The 17,214-nt window shown below is 57.9% G+C and carries 13 protein-coding genes and 1 pseudogene; 7 read left to right on the top strand and 7 right to left on the bottom strand.

The features are described from left to right. Window positions 1-171: 171 nt before the first annotated feature. Together N5D61_RS18620 and N5D61_RS18615 are read right to left on the bottom strand one after the other, a co-directional pair. Window positions 172-2,733 carry a sulfite reductase flavoprotein subunit alpha gene (locus N5D61_RS18620; protein WP_279893865.1) on the bottom strand — a complete coding sequence of 854 codons (2,562 nt, stop codon included), beginning with the start codon at window positions 2,731-2,733 and terminating at the stop codon, window positions 172-174. Window positions 2,734-2,941: 208 nt separating this feature from the next. Then, on the bottom strand, window positions 2,942-5,194 hold the full coding sequence (locus N5D61_RS18615; protein WP_279893803.1) for a TonB-dependent siderophore receptor: 2,253 nt from the start codon (window positions 5,192-5,194) through the stop codon (window positions 2,942-2,944). 195 nt (window positions 5,195-5,389) lie between these two features. Between N5D61_RS18615 and N5D61_RS18610 the strand changes: the two genes are divergently transcribed. The 5 genes from N5D61_RS18610 to N5D61_RS18590 all read left to right on the top strand — a co-directional run bounded on the left by N5D61_RS18610 (window position 5,390) and on the right by N5D61_RS18590 (window position 10,211). Beyond that, window positions 5,390-6,070, top strand: a complete 681-nt coding sequence (locus N5D61_RS18610; RefSeq protein ID WP_108235987.1) for a Fe2+-dependent dioxygenase — start codon at window positions 5,390-5,392, stop codon at window positions 6,068-6,070. A 3-nt stretch (window positions 6,071-6,073) separates the two neighbouring features. Beyond that, the gene (locus N5D61_RS18605) at window positions 6,074-6,871 is read left to right on the top strand and encodes a tetratricopeptide repeat protein (RefSeq protein ID WP_279893802.1); all 798 of its coding nucleotides are present in this window, start codon (window positions 6,074-6,076) and stop codon (window positions 6,869-6,871) included. 281 nt (window positions 6,872-7,152) lie between these two features. Beyond that, window positions 7,153-8,343, top strand: a complete 1,191-nt coding sequence (locus N5D61_RS18600) for an alpha-xenorhabdolysin family binary toxin subunit A (RefSeq protein ID WP_279893801.1) — start codon at window positions 7,153-7,155, stop codon at window positions 8,341-8,343. Further along, on the top strand, window positions 8,300-9,343 hold the full coding sequence (locus N5D61_RS18595) for an alpha-xenorhabdolysin family binary toxin subunit B (RefSeq protein WP_279893800.1): 1,044 nt from the start codon (window positions 8,300-8,302) through the stop codon (window positions 9,341-9,343). Before N5D61_RS18600 ends, N5D61_RS18595 begins: the two co-directional genes overlap by 44 nt. A gap of 64 nt (window positions 9,344-9,407) precedes the next feature. Next, window positions 9,408-10,211, top strand: coding sequence for a hypothetical protein (locus tag N5D61_RS18590; RefSeq protein WP_279893799.1), 804 nt, complete (start codon window positions 9,408-9,410; stop codon window positions 10,209-10,211). Between the two features lie 59 nt (window positions 10,212-10,270). On the opposite strand, the gene N5D61_RS18585 is transcribed toward N5D61_RS18590, so the two are convergent. After that, on the bottom strand, window positions 10,271-11,434 hold the full coding sequence (locus N5D61_RS18585) for a type III PLP-dependent enzyme (protein WP_108235991.1): 1,164 nt from the start codon (window positions 11,432-11,434) through the stop codon (window positions 10,271-10,273). Window positions 11,435-12,057: 623 nt separating this feature from the next. On the opposite strand from N5D61_RS18585, the gene N5D61_RS18580 reads away from it, so the two are divergent. Both N5D61_RS18580 and N5D61_RS18575 read left to right on the top strand, forming a co-directional pair. Further along, window positions 12,058-12,456: an HvnC gene (locus N5D61_RS18580; RefSeq protein ID WP_279893798.1), complete on the top strand. Its 399-nt coding sequence runs from the start codon at window positions 12,058-12,060 to the stop codon at window positions 12,454-12,456. Window positions 12,457-12,576: 120 nt separating this feature from the next. After that, window positions 12,577-13,308, top strand: a complete 732-nt coding sequence (locus N5D61_RS18575) for a DUF2599 domain-containing protein (protein WP_279893797.1) — start codon at window positions 12,577-12,579, stop codon at window positions 13,306-13,308. Window positions 13,309-13,384: 76 nt separating this feature from the next. Here N5D61_RS18575 and N5D61_RS18570 read toward each other — a convergent pair whose 3' ends face one another. From N5D61_RS18570 to N5D61_RS18555, 4 genes and pseudogenes are all read right to left on the bottom strand, one after another. After that, window positions 13,385-14,551, bottom strand: coding sequence for an ABC transporter ATP-binding protein (locus N5D61_RS18570; protein WP_279893796.1), 1,167 nt, complete (start codon window positions 14,549-14,551; stop codon window positions 13,385-13,387). Beyond that, window positions 14,548-15,201, bottom strand: a complete 654-nt coding sequence (locus tag N5D61_RS18565; protein ID WP_108235993.1) for an ABC transporter permease — start codon at window positions 15,199-15,201, stop codon at window positions 14,548-14,550. The genes N5D61_RS18570 and N5D61_RS18565 overlap by 4 nt, the downstream gene beginning before the upstream one ends. Before the next feature lie 71 nt (window positions 15,202-15,272). Next, a pseudogene (locus tag N5D61_RS18560) lies at window positions 15,273-16,178 on the bottom strand (glycine betaine ABC transporter substrate-binding protein); the annotation flags it as partial. A gap of 27 nt (window positions 16,179-16,205) precedes the next feature. Continuing rightward, window positions 16,206-16,892 (bottom strand): ABC transporter permease, encoded by a 687-nt coding sequence (locus N5D61_RS18555; protein WP_177410991.1) that lies wholly within the window; start codon window positions 16,890-16,892, stop codon window positions 16,206-16,208. Window positions 16,893-17,214 lie beyond the last annotated feature (322 nt).

Raw genomic sequence — 17,214 nt, 5'->3', positions numbered from 1 at the left:
GACGCTCCGCGTCACCGCCAAAACGGACGCATAGCGCCCAGAGCGGCATTACCACGCGGAGCGTGGGAACGATCAATCGGACTTACCGCCTACCCGTAGCAGTCCGGCTTGTCGGCGGCGATCACCCAGACGTCACCGTCGGCAAGCCGGACTGCTACGGGGCCAGCAACATCAGTACACGTCGCGACGATAGCGCCCTTGCTCAATCAGGCGTTGCACGACGTGGTCGCCCAACACTGCTTTCAACACCTCATCCACGCCGCCAGCCATCCCTTCCAGACTGCCGCAGATGTAAATCGCTGCGCCTTCATTGATCCAGACACGCAATTCATCTGCCGCTTCGCGCAACCGATCCTGGACATAGACCTTCTGCGCCTGATCACGGGAGAACGCCAGGTCCATTCGCGCCAGATCACCGGACGCCAACCAGTTATTCAGCTCATCGCCGCAATGGAAATCGTGAGCCACGTTTCGCTCGCCAAACAGTAGCCAGTTACGCGGTTCGCCTTGGGCGATACGCGCCTTGAGCAAGCTGCGCAGCCCCGCCAGCCCGGTGCCGTTACCGATCAGAATCAGCGGCGCAGGCTCACTTGCCAGATGGAAACTGCTGTTGCGACGAATGCGCAGGCTAATCGTATCGCCTACTGCCGCATGCTCGGTCAACCAGCCAGACCCCAGGCCCAGGCTGCCGTCCGGGTGCACTTCCTGTCGCACGATCAGTTGCAGCGTGCCGTCTTCGGGAATCGATGCAATCGAGTATTCACGCATGGCCAATGGCACCAGCGCATCCACCAGCGCTTGCGCATGCAAGCCGACCAAGTGGCTACGGTTGGCAGGTAACTGACGGCCGCCCAACGCTTGCGCAAGCGTTTCATGCAGACCATCGACCTTGACCTGTGTATCCGCAGCAATGCCAAGCCCGGCGAGGAACTGCTCGACGGCAAACATCCCATTACGCGGCAACACTTCGATCAAGTCCCCCGCCTGCCATCGGGTGTCGGAAGCTGAAATCAGGCCCAGCAAAAACACCTTCGAGCCCACGCTGTCGGGGTTCAACCAATCTCGCTGAGACAGCACCCAATTCTCGTATTCCGGCGCTTTCCAGGGACTGGCTGGCGTCGAACCAGTCAGTTCACCCAACTGTTGCTGCCAGTGTTGAAGCGCGGCACTGTCCCCACTGTCCACTTCCACTGGCGCGAACAGCGTGCTTGCGCCACGCTCGGCCAACCAGTCGTGCAACCTGCGGGCGAATCCACAGAACTGCGTGTATTGACGGTCACCCAGGCCCAGAACCGCGTAGTTGAGATGCTGCAGCGACACCGCCCGTCCTAGCAGCCGACGCTCGAACCCTCGTGCACTGTCGGGTGCTTCGCCATCGCCGAACGTACTGACGACAAACAGCGCATGCTCGCTCTGTTGAAGTTCATGCTCCGTCATGTCAGCCAATCGCTGCACCCGCACGGGCAAACCGGCGGCCTGCAATTGCCCTGCGGTCTGCCACGCCAATTGCTCGGCGAACCCACTCTGACTGGCAAAACCGATCAACCACGCAGGCCCTTGAGTGCCGGAGGTGCTGGAACCGGCTTGACCGACTTCACCACGGGCCGTGCGAACCTCGCGCTTCTTGCGACGACGATCCAGGTACAGCAACCACCCGGTGATGAAGAACAACGGCATCAGGATGGCCGCAAGGGTTACCACGATACGACCGGTGATGCCCCAGTAGCTGCCAGTGTGCAGCGCGTAGTTGCTGATCAACAGTTGCGCCCCATAACCCTTGTCGGCGTAGCGTGAAACGGCCTTGAGGTTGCCATCGGCCGGGTCGAGGGTGATCTGGTTCAATGCGCGAGGGTGCGGTGCGTCGTTCAGGAGGTAGAACACCGTTGCCATTTGACCGGCTGCCTGAGGCAGGCGCAGGTTATAAGCTTTCAGCCCCGGCCCGGCCGTTTTCTCGATGGTGTTCTGGATGGCGGCGTAATCGACGACCACGGGCTGCTCCGGCGCCGCGTCGCGAGTGCCTGCAGCCGGGCGCGGGCCTGCGCCACGGCGTTGTTCGCCCGCGACCGGCGGATCTCCGATCAGTTTGTTCATGCCGTTGCTGAACCAGTCGTAGGACCACATCAGCCCCGTGACAGCCAGCAGCAGATACACGATGAGGCACCAGGTCCCGAATACCGAATGCAGATCCCAATTGAAACTGCGGCCTTTCTTGGCCCAGTCCAGTGTCAACCAGACACGCCAGTTCAGTGCCTGCCTAGGCCAGCGCAGATAGAGCCCGGACAGGCAGAAGAACACCAGGATCAGGGTACAGGCGGCGGTGACCTGCTTGCCGTACTCACCCGCCGCAAGGAAACGGTGCAGGTTGAGGATGAAGCCAAACACGTCCTGGCCTGTCGCGTCCGGCTTGAACTCACCGGTGTAGGGGTCGAAATTGTGCATCTCGCCGCGGCGCTCGCCCGGTGCAGGCTTGAACCAGACTTGAGCGGCCCGGTCCCCGGCGACTTCGATGCGGAACATCGCCACCTTGTCCTGGCCCTGTGCTTCGAGTCGGCTGACCATTTCGCCGAGCGACAGTTGATGCTCACCAGGCTGGACGAACAGCGCCTCAGGGTTGAGCGCGTCCAGGATTTCGTCCTCGAAGGAGTACAACGCACCCGTGATGCCCATCAGGGCCAGCACCAGACCCGCTGTTATCCCGAAGAACCAATGCAGTTGAAACAGGACTTTCTTCAACACCCTCATGACCTCGATAACCCGCTGCTGCGCGCATTATGCGCATAAACAGATGCATTCTCATCCGTATCTGATTCTTTATTGGGAGCTGCTGCGCCCATTGCGCCATAACCCGCTTCGCAAACGGGCTCATACCACCCTGCGCGCCTTATGCACAAAAGCCCCACTCGCCCTAAGGCAGGTGGGGCTTTGCGCTCTCACTTGATGGTCAGAAGTGGAAGTTCGCACTCATCAGTGCGGTACGGCCGGCGGCCATGTGGGCGTAGTGCGTGGTGAAGACCTGATCGTAGTAACGCTTGTCGGTCAGGTTTTGCACGTTCAATTGCAGGTCTACGTTCTTGGTCAGGGCGTAGGTGGCCATCGCGTCGTAGCGCCAGTACGACGGTACTTCCACGGAGTTCGCTTCGTTGCCGAAGCGAGAATCCACGAACGTGGCACCACCGCCGACCGTCAGCTTGGGCATCAACTCGTAGGTCGACCAAAAGTTGAACGTGTTACGTGGCGTGCTCGGCATGTGGTTGCCTTCATCGGCAGCGTTGCTGGCCTTGACGATTTCGCTTTCCATATAGGTGTACCCGCCGTACACCTTCCACTTGCTGGTGATGTTGCCGCTGTACGTCAACTCGAGGCCATCGACCCGCTGCTCGCCATCGAGCACCTGGAAAGTGGCGTTGTCAGGGTCAGTGATCCGCGCATTGGTTTTCTCGGTGCGGAACAGGGCCGCCGTCAGCGACAGGTTGTCATCGAAGAAGTCCCACTTGGTGCCGATCTCGTAGTTGCGGTTCTTTTCCGGATCGAGGTCGGTGTTGTTGGCCGCAAGCTCCAGGCCACCGTTGCCGCTCGTCTCCCCTGACGGGTTGCTGGAAGTCGACCAGGCGGCGTAGATGCTCCCGTTCGGCAATGGCTTGTAGGTCAGCCCGACTTGGTAGTTCCACAGTTGGCTGGTGTTCTCGCGCTTGAACGGCCCGGCGACCGAACCACGGCCCCCCGTGCTGTAACCGCTGGATTCGACATCGTAGTCGTCGTAACGCAGGCCAAGGTTCAACGACCACTGTTCATTGAATTTGAGCGTATCGAACACGTAGGCCGCGCTGGTCTTGGTATCGGTATCGGTGTAGGCCAGGCTGTCGGTAATGGTCCCGTTCCAGGCATCTTTCGGTGTCGGATCGTAAAGGCTGGTGCAGTCGCCTGAACGAATCAGCGCTGCGTTACAGGTCGAGCCGATGGTTCCGCCGCTGGCCGACAGGACGTTGTAGGCCCGGTTGTGCGTGTCTTGGTAGGAAAATTCGACACCGGTGACCAGGCTGTGCTCGACGAACCCGGTGTTGAACTTCGCTTGCAGGTCCGTCTGGTTGATGAAACCGCTGGAGGTCGAGTTGCGGCTTTTCGCCGAGCGAGACACCAGGCCACGGGCGACGTTGCCACGGCTGTCATCGGGGTTGGTGACGATGTAGTCCAGCGTCGACCGGGACATGCGGAAGCTGTTAGACAGGGTCAGGTTTTCGTTCAGGTCGTGCTCGATCCGGAACGTGCCGCTGTCGTTGACGCTCTTGCGGTAGTCACGATCGGTCAGGCCATAGAAATTGTTTTCATTGACGTGAGCCGGCTTGTCGACCACGTATTTGCTCCGCCCCGGTGTGTTGGTCAGCGGGATGCCATAGTCGGGCATGTCATCGGTCGACAGGTGGTAATAGTCGACTTTGACGCGGGTGTCGGTGCCCAGCCCGAAAGCGAAGGACGGCGCAAAGCCCCAGCGGCTGACGTCCACGTCGTTGCGACCGGCCACATTGGCGTCATGCTTCATCAAGTTCAGGCGAACGGCGGAGGTGTCGGTCATCTGCTTGTTCAGGTCCAGCGTATAACGCTGAGTCTGATCGGAGCCGAAGGTGTAGCCACCGTTGTAGGCGTCGCCCAAATGAGCGCCCTTGGTGATCAGGTTCAGGCTGCCGCCGGTGGAACCGGCACCGGTGAACGCAGAGCCGGGGCCTTTGCTGACCTCGACCGACTCGACATTGAAAATTTCACGGTTCTGCGCGGCGATGTCGCGCATGCCGTCGATGAACACATCGCTTTCGGCGTTGAAGCCACGGATGATCGGACGGTCGGCGTTCGGGTTTCCCCCCTCTCCCGCACCGAAGGTGATTCCCGGCGTGGTCCGCAATGCATCGGCAAGGCTGGTCGCCGCGGTGTCACGGATCACTTGCTGCGGAATGACGGTGACACTCTTCGGTGTCTCGCGCAAAGGGGCCGTGTATTTTTTCGAAGCCGACTCTTCGGTTCGATAGGTCGTGTCGGCGCGCTCGCCATCAATGGTGGTGGCGCCGATGTTCAGCGCGGTGTCCGAAGACGTGTCTGCTGCCTGCGCCGCATGGGCCGCTGACATCGCGGCAATGGCGACCCCGACGGCACCCGCGATGGAGCGCTGGGCAAAAACGGATGATGGTTGTGATGAGCGCGACATTTTCCTTCCCCAAGGAACGTTTGAGGTCGCGGAATATAGATGGGAATCATTTGTATTCGCAGAAAACTTACATTCTTTACATTTTTCGGGTTCCACTTCTTGCCCGTCTCATCCGTGCCGGTGCGCACCAGGTTTTACACAGGCAATAAGAATCACTAACATTCGCTACCTTTTCCGCTGCCGAGTGGCCACGCCATGCTCTTACACATTCCCGGTTTGTTCACCCGCGAGGAAGTGCTGCGTATCAGGGAGGCACTGGAGCGGACCGAGTGGGCGGACGGCAGAATCACGGCCGGCCATCAGTCGGCCAAGGCCAAGCACAATCTGCAGTTGCCCGAAGGTCACCCCCTTGCAGCCGAGATAGGCACCGCATTGCTGGAGCGTTTGTGGCAGAACCCGCTGTTCATGTCCGCCGCGCTGCCGCACAAGGTATTCCCCCCGTTGGTGAACTGTTACACCGGAGGCGGCAGTTTCGATTTCCACATCGATAACGCCGTACGCCAGGCCAGAGGCGGCGTCGAACGCGTGCGTACCGACCTGTCATCGACGCTGTTTTTCAGCGACCCAGATGACTACGACGGCGGTGAACTCGTCATTCAAGATACCTTCGGCACGCGCTCGATCAAGCTGCCAGCCGGCGACATGCTGCTTTACCCTTCCACCAGCCTGCACAAGGTCAACCCAGTGACGCGCGGCGCTCGCTATGCGTCGTTTTTCTGGACCCAAAGCCTGGTGCGTGACGACGGTCATCGCACGCTGCTTTTCGAGATGGACACGGCGATCCAGCAACTGACCCGCGATGTGCCCGAGCACCCGGCGCTGATTCAGCTCACCGGCACGTATCACAACCTGTTGCGACAGTGGGTAGAGGTCTGATCGGTGAACTGGACGCTGCGACGCGAAGATGTACTGGACGGCGAGCACCTGCGGGCCATGCTCAATGACAATCCGGCGAGCGCGGCACGAGCCATTCTGATCGCGGCGCAGCAAAACATGGTCGACGCTCAGGCACTGCTTGGCCAGATTCTGCTGGATGGCAGTGGCATCGAGCAGGACGCGGCGCTGGCACTGACCTGGTTTGAGATCGCCGCGCGCAGCGGCCACGCCATGGCCTCCAACATGGCCGGACGTTGCCATGAGCACGGCTGGGGTTGCGAGCCCGACGCTGCCAAGGCCGCCGAACACTATCGACGCGCTGCCGAGGCCGGGCTCGACTGGGGGTTCTACAATTACGGCAATCTGCTCGCCACGGGGCGAGGCGTGAACAAGGATCAGGCTCGCGCACTGGCCTGCTATCGCAAAGCAGCGCATCTGGGCCACGCAAAATCCATGAACATTCTGGGCCGTTACCTGGAACAGGGATTGTGTTGCGAGCGAGACCTGCCGGGCGCTCATGAGTGGTATCGGCGCTCCGCGGAAGGAGGGGACTTCCGCGGGCAGTTCAGCCATGCGGGCGTACTCGCCGAGCAGGGGCGCATCACACAAGCCATTCACTGGTTCGAAGCCGCTCTGAATGTTGGCAACCTCAATTTTTTGCGGGTCAGCCGCAAGGCACTCCTGGACGCCTCTCACCCGGACATTCGCTCACTGGCCCTGGCTTACCATCAGCGCGCAGCGCAGTTGGGTAATGATGAGGATATTGCCGAATACCAGCGGATCATCCGCTCACGCCGTTGATCAACGAGCAAACCTCCCTTTTTCGCAAGTCGACTGCACATCTTCGTTCAGGTTTAGATGAGCGCATGTTTCACCACCTTTTACATACACTTAAAATACAAAGACTTAGCATTACGTAAAAAATAGTATTGGAAAGTTCCTACAGCTAAAGTTCGCATTTCCACTTTGACGCCTTCAGCCTAGATACCTAATCTTCCCTCCCGTGCAGCGCAGTTTTAAAAGGACGCCGCGCGTGCACTTTCACAGGCAATTAATTACATATCATTAAAGGATTAATGATCATGCCTCAAAGCATTAAATCTTTACCCGAGAGTGCCGCCACTGATCCGGCACTGTTGTTTCACTCTTCCGTTGGTGAAGAAAGCGACACCACGCGCAGTGGTGGTTTGATTCTGACGAAAGATCAAATCAAGCATCTAAAACACTATGAAATCAAAGGGCTGGCGCTTCCCACGCAACTCGATGACGTGATTGCCTACCTCGGGTATGAGACCGGGGCCGGCCGAGGACTCGAAGCAGTCGACTTTCAAGGCTCTTTTACCCTCATCCATGATCATGCCAGTTTATGGAACCCATTGAGGACGGACTTGCTGACCGTCAGTGACAAACTCGTCGTGTTTGCAGGTTTAATGCAAGTCTACGGCGACAGCATGATGGAAGTGTTTGATGATGTCCGAGCGCTGGGCCTGGTCGAAAAATACGATATCAAAACCCTCGAAGAGCTGCGCAAGGTTGAACTGCAACTCGGCCATCGATTCCCAGGCATCGAACAAGCTGACCGAGAGGATCTTGGATATTTCCTGAACCGAATTCTGGAGAAGGTCCGCGAACGAGAGTCTGAGGCGAATGCCATCAAAAACCGCCTGGATGACTTCGGAAAACAACTGGCCAATCGCGTGGCGCCGGATATAAAACTGCGATTGGCTTGCATTGACAACAACGCGCTGAACACTGAAATCGCGGCATTGCAAAAGAAAATCGATGAGCGCGCCACCGCCATCGAGGAAAAGAACAAAGAGTACAAACAACTGGTCAAGGAAGCGATCGGAAGTGTAGCCGCGGGCGGCTTGATCTTGATGATCTACACCAGCGTGCAAGCTGAAAAAGTGCGCAAGGAACGCAATAAATTGCGGAGTGAGCAACAAGCCGATATTGCCTTCATGGAACAGAAAAATCGGATTCTGGCGTCGCTGGGCCGGGTGCGCATGGATTTGCAAGACCTTGACCTGATCGTGATCGATGCGGATATCGCCACCAAGAACCTGATTACCGTCTGGAACAAGCTCGCCACTTTCATTGCCGAGTCCAGCATGCAGGTCAACGGAATCCATGACGGGCTGTCCATGCGCCGCTTCAAGAACCAATTCAACCTCGTGGTCACGCCGTGGGCGACTATCGAAGTCGATGCCAAAAAATTACTGAACGTGTTTGCAGAAGCAGACCGTGAATTCAGAGCCGAATACGGAGTTTAAAATGAACAGCATTACTTACCTGCCCGCCAGCATCGAGTATCCGGCATTGGACGCCGTCACGCTTCGCCTATCTTCGAATGGCGCACGCGATGCCACCGTTACCGTTAAACATCTTTTCCTTCAGACCGACTACTTGCCCACCCTTCACAATAATGTGGTTCGGGTCGACACAGCCATACGCGAAGCGCATTTCAAAGCACGGGAGGTCGTGCTGGAGTTGAATACCAAGATCGGTATCAATGTGCCGGTGCTCAGGGAGTATCAACAGGAGTTGCAGGACGCTAATGGTGTGGACGAAGCTGAAATTCGCGAGGACATCCAACATCAGCTCGATAAAATCCTGGCTGCAGTGGCTAAGGGGGGCGCCGTGCTTGGTCGCCTGCACTCGCCCTTGACAGCGTCACCTGTCCCCGACGCCACGGAACAATACATGTCGCAATTGGCAACGGATCAGGAGCGCCTGCCGGCTGAAATCCAGGAGATCAAGCAACGACAAGCGAATCTGGAACAGAAGCGGCAGACGCTGACCGAAGCCATGGCGCTGATCGAGTCCAAAAGTTTCGCTCAGGTCGGCAAAGAGACGATGCTGGACGCCAAGGCAATTTCGCAGTTGGCCATGGCGACGCCAGAGGTTGCAGTCCTGGATCAAGCGATTGAACTGGCCCGACAAACCATGGAGAAAATCGAGTCGCTGGTGAATTACCTGGGGCTGATGGAAGCACGCAACACCATTCGCAGACAAATCACCGGTTTAGTGAACGATATCGCGGCCAAACAAAGTGAGCTCCGCCTGACAGTGCTCAAAGGTGACCTGATCAACGCCAGCCTTGGATTTGAAACCCACCGTGTTCGGTTCGTCGGCGAACTGGAAAAAATCATCGTGTCCGTTGACACCTTTCTTGCGGCATACAACAAAATCAGCACAGCGGACAGCAGCCAGGTGGCGCAATTCGGCGTGGACGCCGAAGCGCTGGCCAAGCATTTGTCCGTGATGGGCTGATGTTCTGACAAACGAATACCGGAACGACAACTGTCGTTCTGGTATCCCCTAATCGAGACACTGTATGACCATCACTTCTATCAGCCAGACTCAACTGGACGATATTGACGCCTGCATGGTGTACCTCGCTACGCTGAACGCGAAACTCAGGGACTTCAGTTTCCACCTCGAATCGGGCTCGAATTACCGAGTCAAACGGGCCGTTGTGTTGCCGGTAAGAACACTGGAAAGACTCAACACTTCATGGAACATGAAGGCAAGCCCGGGGCTGTTCAGGCACATGCGAGATTTTGTGCAGGAGGGATTGGATTTTCTCAACTATTTGGTCGAGCAAAGTGCAATAACAGGCGGCTCCCGTACCGAGGCTGCAGCCCACAGATGGAACAATATTCCCTCGCCCCCCCTTCCTTTGCCCCAATATGCCAGTGGGTCCATGGACAACTGCCTGGCGTGGCTGGAGCACCATAGGCATTGGGTCTGGCAGCTTGCAGAGATAAGTCAATTCGCCCTGTCGACCTACCAAGGCATGCGAACCACCCTCTACAGCAGCCTGACGCGGGTGATCGACTTCATGTCGCTTAATCGGCAACTGGCTGTTTTGAACAATCCGGCGCATCAGGGCATTGCACGAGCAGCCGCAATTGAAGCAGAAGCGCGTCAGCATTACGCATTTGCCATGAGCGGCATTGCCGATTTTCTCGTAATGAACCAGCGCATTACCCTCCTGCTCAATCAGGCCCATAAGTCGTTCAATGTTCTCGACGGCCAAAGTAGCGTAATGAGAGCGGTCGCCCATCTCCGGCTGATCATGATTGAACTTGAACAAGCACGTCGCCATTGTGATGAGGTCGCCAGCCTTCGAGGCTAGATCGAACCCAATAAAAAAGCCCGCGATCAATCGCGGGCTCCTCGGTACCTCGATCCGTCTCAGATGTAGAAAGACTTCAACGGCGGGAAGCCATTGAACTCAACAGCGCTGTAGCTGGTGGTGTAGGCACCTGTGGAGAGCCAGTACAGGCGATCACCGATGGCCAGGTTCAGCGGCAAGCCGTACTTGTAATTTTCATACATGATATCGGCGCTGTCGCAGGTTGGGCCGGCGATGACCACTTCTTCAACCTCACCCTTCTTCTCAGTCCAGATCGGAAACTTGATGGCTTCGTCCATGGTTTCGATCAGGCCAGAGAACTTGCCCACATCGGTGTAAACCCAACGCTCGACGGCGGTGCGGGATTTGCGGGCGACCAGCACCACTTCACTGACCAGAATACCGGCGTTGGCGATCAACGAACGGCCCGGTTCCAGAATGATTTCCGGCAGGTCATCGCCGAAGTCTTCTTTCAGGAAGCGAATGATTTCTTCCGCGTAGGTTTCCAGGCTGTTGGTGCGGGTGATGTAGTTGGCCGGGAAGCCGCCACCCATGTTGATCAGCTTCAGTTCGATGCCGTCTTCTTCTTTCAGACGCTCGAAGATCACCTTCACTTTGGCAATCGCGGCGTCCCACACGCTGATGTCGCGCTGTTGCGAACCGACGTGGAAGGAGATCCCATAAGGCACCAGACCCAGGTCACGCGCCAGGATCAGCAGGTCCATGGCCATGTCGGTCTGGCAACCGAACTTGCGGGACAGTGGCCAGTCGGCAGTGGTCGAGCCTTCTGTCAGGATGCGTACGTAGACTTTCGAGCCCGGCGCGGCCTTGGCGATGTTGCGCAGGTCGGCTTCGGAGTCGGTCGCGTACAGGCGCACACCCTTGTCGTAGAAGTAACGGATGTCCTTGGATTTCTTGATGGTGTTGCCGTAGCTGATGCGTTCCGGGCCAACGCCGCGGCCCAGCACTTTGTCCAGCTCATAGATCGAGGCGATGTCGAAGCTCGACCCTTTCTCTTTGAGCAGGTCGATGATTTCGACGGCCGGGTTGGCCTTGACTGCGTAGTAAACCTTGGCGAATTCGAAACCGGCGCGCAGGTCATCGTAGGCCTGGGCGATCATCGCGGTATCGATGAGCACGAACGGGGTTTCTTGCTTGTCGGCGAACGCCTTCATTTTGGCGAAGGTGTTTTTCTCGAAATAGTCTTCGACCTGAATCGACATGCGGCGGGTACTCCTGTTGGCAAACGGATTAAAACAATGGGTGCGAGCCTCGAGCTCATGAACGTCCTCCGTATCCCCACTTTGGTTCGCCTACTTCCCAAGGCCGTTGACCGAAAGCAAAAAGGCCATCCGGTGGTGCACCCCCGGTGGCCTTGCTGTCTCGTCGTCAGTACTTGAGCCGGATGGATCGTTTCCAGCATGGACGTTCGGCGCGAACTTTAGGACCTGAGGGGCTGGAGATCAACAAAAAATGTCGCGTTTCTGCCCGTTTTTGCCAGACGGACAGGCGTGCTCGTTCACTCACCCTGTAGTAACCGACCGATATGACAAGACGATGTTCCCGTCGCAAGCGGATGGCAAGCACGTTCCGCGCTTCCCACCCGCGTCGCGTAGCACGCTCGCTTCAAGGACGGGTCTAGGCCTAAGGCATAGCGTCGGTGCGCAGCCGCGTTCGTCCAATGATGAAACAGACCCTGGAAAACATTTCGCGATAAAGCCAAACGGTTTATTTCCAACGAATCCGAGTACTGTCAATTGTGACAGTGTTAGTGCCTTACCCCACTTCTTATTCTTTCAGCGCGTACGAACTCGCTACATTTCCGCGACTGAAAGGAACCACGATCATGGACGGCACTTTTACGAGATACATGGGAATAGCGTTGGCGTGGAGCTGCATCTTTTTGACAACTAACGCCACGGCAGGAGAAGGCTCCGATGTTATCTGGCAAATGAATTACTACTACAATCGAACACCTGAAAATTGCGGGGCGGGCCGCCCGCTGGACCAGTGCTCGGGCCTGCGAATGCGGGGCACTGACAGCGGTCAGTCCTTCGAACCTTGGGACCCTAGCCCTTACTCTGTCAACAGCGGTGGAGTTTCAATGTCCTTCGCCCGCAAGGACATTAAATATGAAGATTTGGGCTTGAAAAAAGTTAACGGCTTCATTTTGAAGCCTAACGACTTCGTCGACAAAGATGAGAAAACAATACCGACGCTGTGTTTCTTTCCGCTGGACGCCTAGACAGACACTCGCAATGAAGCAGGCTGTGCCGACAACCAACAAACGATAGATAAAGTCGAGAAAAGCTGCCAGGACACCGGCGTTAAGTCGGCCGAACAATGGGTATCCGATTATCGAAGTGTGGGCAGTAATCATAAGAAGCAATGCGGCTTCGCCATTGGGAAACGGGGTGACGACGCCGAAGCGTTCTGGCAAGGCGTCCGTGCGCGGCAACTCATCAAAAACGATCGGGATGCCATCCAGACCCAGACGGAGATCAGAGTTCCGCCGTGGGGTGAGAATGAAGACAAGGCTTTGCCCGTTCTTGCCTTTATCTACACGCCAAGGACCAAGCAGTCCATAGAAGGCCTGGCATTGGCCAAAGATGACCAGAAGCGCTACTACGAAAAAACCGGCAAATGGGTACCCGTCATTAGGGTCGATCTGCCCAAAAACAACAATGAGGACGCGATTTTCAAGTACTACGACGCAGACCAGGCGGCCCCCATTCCCAAAGTCGCGAACGAGTGCAAAAGCTACATTGCCAACGCGACGTGGGTGCAACGGGACGACCCGCATCTCCCAGGTAAACCCTGGACGCTGATGGTCACGCCCACCGAGTGCGGAAGGCATCTCACCAAGCAGCAGCAACAGGCCGCTTACGCGGAGTTGTACGCCAAATACGGTAACAGCAAGCAATGGAATCCCGATAACGGCAGCATGTACCAGCAGTGGGTCTGCCACCTCGAATGGTCGGGTAACGTGGACGGAAAGGAAGTCCGCACGCGCGACAAACCGACCTGGAACCTGGAGCCGGTCAGGCCCCGAGCCAGTTGGGATGAGGTGTTCAAGCAAGGGTGCAACGCGTACTGAACGACCCTACCCTCTCCTGCTGAGGCAAATCTCGTTTGCCCGCGGGAGAGGACAGGTCTCGAACGGCTACGACGCGTCAGCCCGCAGCCTGTTCCGCCACTTCGGCCGGCGAAACGATGTTCGTCTTCTTGCCTCGCGACTGCCCTGAACTCAGGTAAGCGGCAATCGACTCCTGTGTCACTTCACCCAGGAACACATTCTCAGCATCCAGCACCGGCAGCCAGGCACGATTGAATTCGTACATGCGCGACAGAAGAATCCGCAAATGCTCGTCGTAGGCAGCAGTGGCGTTGAACGGGCGCAGAAACTGGTCGCAGGTGCCTGCCTGGCGATGCAGGTCGCGGCGCCGTACATAGCCTTTGGCCTTGTTCTGCGCGTCGGTCACGACCACATACCGGCGGTCGTTCTCATCCATGATTTCGAGCGCATCGGCCACAGGGGTTTCCGGGCTGACCGAAGGGGCGTTGTCTGCGGCGTCTTCGGCCTTGACCAGCAGCAGGCGCTTGAGGGTGCTGTCCTGGCCAACGAAGTTGCTGACGAAATCGTCCGCAGGATGGGCCAGCAAGGTATCCGGGTGGTCGATCTGCAATAGCTTGCCTGCGCGGAAGATCGCGATCTTGTCACCCAGTTTGATCGCCTCGTCGATGTCGTGGCTGACCATGATCACGGTCTTGTTCAGCGCCCGCTGCATCTCGAAGAATTCGTTCTGGATCATCTCGCGGTTGATCGGGTCGACCGCACCGAACGGCTCGTCCATCAACAGCAGCGGCGCGTCGGCGGCCAGCGCGCGTATGACGCCAATGCGCTGTTGCTGGCCGCCGGACAGCTCTCGGGGGTAGCGATGCAAGTACTGCTTGGGCTCCAGCTTGATCATGCTCATCAGCTCGCGGGCCCGGTCGTGGCACTTCTGCTTGTCCCAACCCAGCAGTTTGGGCACGACCACAATGTTTTCCTCGATGGTCATGTTCGGGAACAACCCGATCTGCTGGATCACGTAGCCAATGTTGCGGCGCAGGGTCACTTCGTCCAGTTGCGTGGTGTCCTCGCCGTTGATCAGGACTTTGCCGGAGCTCGGCATGATCAGGCGGTTGATCATTTTCAGCGTCGTACTTTTGCCGCAACCGGACGGCCCGAGGAACACGCAGATCTCGCCTTCGTTGACAGTCAGGCTCACCGAGTCGACGGCCTTCACTTCCTTGCCGTTGCTTTGAAAAGTCTTGGAGAGGTTCTGGAGTTCAATCATTTCAGGAGTCCTTTTGGAGTCAGCGAGCGTTGCAGCCACTGCAGAAGCAGGTCAGCGAAGATGGCCAGGATGCTGACCAATACAGCGCCGACGATCAGCATCGACATGTCGCTGCGGCTGATGGAAGCGAGGATGAGCACGCCCAGACCACCGGCGCCAATGGTCGCGGCGATGGTCATGACGCCGATGTTCATGACCACGGCGGTGCGCACCCCGGCCAGGATCACTGGAACCGCGATGGGCAACTCGACCATCCGCAGGCGCTGACCGAAGGTCATGCCAATGCCGCGGGCCGCTTCACGAATGCCGGGTTCGACACCCGTAAGGGCGAGGTAGGTGTTGCGCATGATGGGCAACAGTGAATAGAGGAATACGGCGGTGATCGCGGGCAACGGTCCAAGCCCTTGGCCAAATTTCGAGTAGAACGGCAACAGCAGGCCGAACAGGGCAATCGATGGCACGGTCAGCAGTACCGTGGCGCTGGCTTGCAGCGGTCCGGCGAGGACTGGAAAGCGCGTCATGAATACGCCCAGCGGCACCCCGACGAGAATCGCCAGCGACACGGCGATACCGACAAGGGTGATGTGTTGCAGCGTCAGATGAAGCACCTGCTGCCAGTCCAGATGAGAAAACGCGCTGAGGAAGCTCATGGTGTCTCCTCCTGTTGGCCTACCGGATCAAGCGCCGGGGTCTGCTTGACCGGCACGCTTTCGGAAGATGGATGGATCGGATGGCTGCGCAGGAAATCCGCGGCAACGACAGTGGGACTCTCGTGGTCGACGTCGACGCGAGCGTTGAGGTCGATCATCGTCTGGTTATCCAACAGCGCCGCCAAGGGCTTGAGCAGGTCAGCCAATTGCGGGTGCTTGTCCAGATACTCCTTGCGAATGACCGGTGCAGCGGTGTAGTCCGGAAAGTAGTGTTTATCGTCATCCAGCACTTTGAGTTTGAACGCGTTCAACCGACCGTCGGTGGTGTACACCAACCCGGCGAATACCTGGCCGTTCTTCAACGCGGTGTAGACCAGGCCGGCGTCCATCTGCCGGGTGTTCTCGCGGCTCAGGTTCATGTCGTAGTGCTTGACCAGCCCCACCAGGCCGTCGGAGCGGTTGGCGAACTCGGTGTCCAGCGCCACGATATGACCTTCCCCGACTTCATCCTTGAGCAATGCGGTCAGCCCGGAAATGGTGGAAATCTGCGGATACTGTCTGGCGATCTTTTCCGGCAGGGCCAATGCATAGGTGTTGTTGAACTTGGACGGCGAGAGCCAGACCAGACCTTTCTTGGCGTCCAGCTCCTTGACCCGCTGGTAAGTCTGTTCACTGTCGAGCCTTTCATCGACGTGGTTGTAAGACACCAGCGAGACCCCGGTGTATTCCCAGAGCATGTCCAGCTGTCCACTTTCCTGGGCACTGCGAGCCAGGTTACTGCCCAGGCCACCGGTGATCTGGACTTGGTAACCTTTGTCACGCAGGTACTGGGCGGTGAGCTCGGCGAGGATGGTCTGTTCGGTGAACACCCGCGCGCCGATGCGCAGGACAGGACGTTCGGCGGGCGCTTCGGCCGCCTGGGCGAATCCGGCCAACAGCAAGCCTGCGCCCATGATGAATGTGCAGAGTCTTTTCATGAAAATTCCTTTCTCTCGGCCACTCGCTCAGCGAGCCAGCCCTCGTTCCAGCCAGAGGCGGCTCATCAGGGTCACGGCGCCATCGAGCAACAGCGCGAGCAGCGCTGTGCAGGCTGCACCCAGGACCAACTGGGGCTGATTGTTCAGCGCAATACCGGGGAAAATCAGGCTACCGAGGCTGTTGGCACCGATCAGGAACGCGAGCGGTGCAGTACCGACGTTGATCGCCAGCGCGACCCGAACGCCGCCGACGATGATCGGCACAGCGTTGGGCAACTCGACACGCCACAAGACCTGGCGAGGTGTCATGCCGATGCCGGTCGCGGCTTCTTTGAGCGAACCCTGAACGTTTTTCAGGCCTTCATAAGTGTTGCGCACGATGGGCAACAACGAAGCGAGGAACAGCGCGAAGATGGCAGGCCCACTGCCGATGCCCAGAATGCCCAGGGCGATGGCCAATACGGCCAGAGGAGGAACGGTGTTACCGATGTTGAAGATCTGCATGAAACGTTCGGCGCGGCCAACCATGTTCGGTCGGCTGAGCACAATGCCGGTCGGGATTCCGACCACCAGTGCCGCCAGCATCGATGCCAGTACCAGCATCACATGGGCTTGCAGATAAAACAGCAGATCGTCCTGATACTGCTTGATTGTGTCGATGCCGATCCATTGGACCAGCAGGGCCAGGAGCACGATAGCGATCGCACCTCCCATCAGCCCCTTGCCATAGCGATTAGCCACGGGCGGACTCCTTATTTCAGTCGGCGAACACCTCCCGTGACGGGCCTTTTCAGGCCGCCCGCGAAGGGTCGCGAAGAGCAGCGGGTGGGTCGCCGATAAGCGGCGAAAACACGAGCCATGAGCGCAGCTTCGTCAAGCTGACTTGCAGATAGTGCGTCCCCTGACAACGCTTGCCGCGTCATGGGCAGCAGGGGAATGGACGTCTCCGGAACCGCAAAGGTTCCCACGTGAGATGCTACTTGGCCACCCCTGATTGACTGAACGGTTCGGATATTGCGTTCGTTTGGGCTATAAT

Origin of the sequence: Pseudomonas sp. GD03842 (assembly GCF_029841165.1) — a bacterium.
GTDB lineage: Bacteria > Pseudomonadota > Gammaproteobacteria > Pseudomonadales > Pseudomonadaceae > Aquipseudomonas.
Note: the sequence above shows the minus strand (reverse complement) of the source record. Positions and strands in the feature narration are given on the sequence as shown.

Coding starts and splice junctions, on each gene's coding strand:
- N5D61_RS18615 (WP_279893803.1), bottom strand. CDS start 5,194: ATGTCGCGCTCATCACAACCATCATCCGTTTTTGCCCAGCGCTCCATC.
- N5D61_RS18610 (WP_108235987.1), top strand. CDS start 5,390: ATGCTCTTACACATTCCCGGTTTGTTCACCCGCGAGGAAGTGCTGCGT.
- N5D61_RS18600 (WP_279893801.1), top strand. CDS start 7,153: ATGCCTCAAAGCATTAAATCTTTACCCGAGAGTGCCGCCACTGATCCG.
- N5D61_RS18590 (WP_279893799.1), top strand. CDS start 9,408: ATGACCATCACTTCTATCAGCCAGACTCAACTGGACGATATTGACGCC.
- N5D61_RS18585 (WP_108235991.1), bottom strand. CDS start 11,434: ATGTCGATTCAGGTCGAAGACTATTTCGAGAAAAACACCTTCGCCAAA.
- N5D61_RS18580 (WP_279893798.1), top strand. CDS start 12,058: ATGGACGGCACTTTTACGAGATACATGGGAATAGCGTTGGCGTGGAGC.
- N5D61_RS18570 (WP_279893796.1), bottom strand. CDS start 14,551: ATGATTGAACTCCAGAACCTCTCCAAGACTTTTCAAAGCAACGGCAAG.
- N5D61_RS18565 (WP_108235993.1), bottom strand. CDS start 15,201: ATGAGCTTCCTCAGCGCGTTTTCTCATCTGGACTGGCAGCAGGTGCTT.
- N5D61_RS18555 (WP_177410991.1), bottom strand. CDS start 16,892: ATGGGAGGTGCGATCGCTATCGTGCTCCTGGCCCTGCTGGTCCAATGG.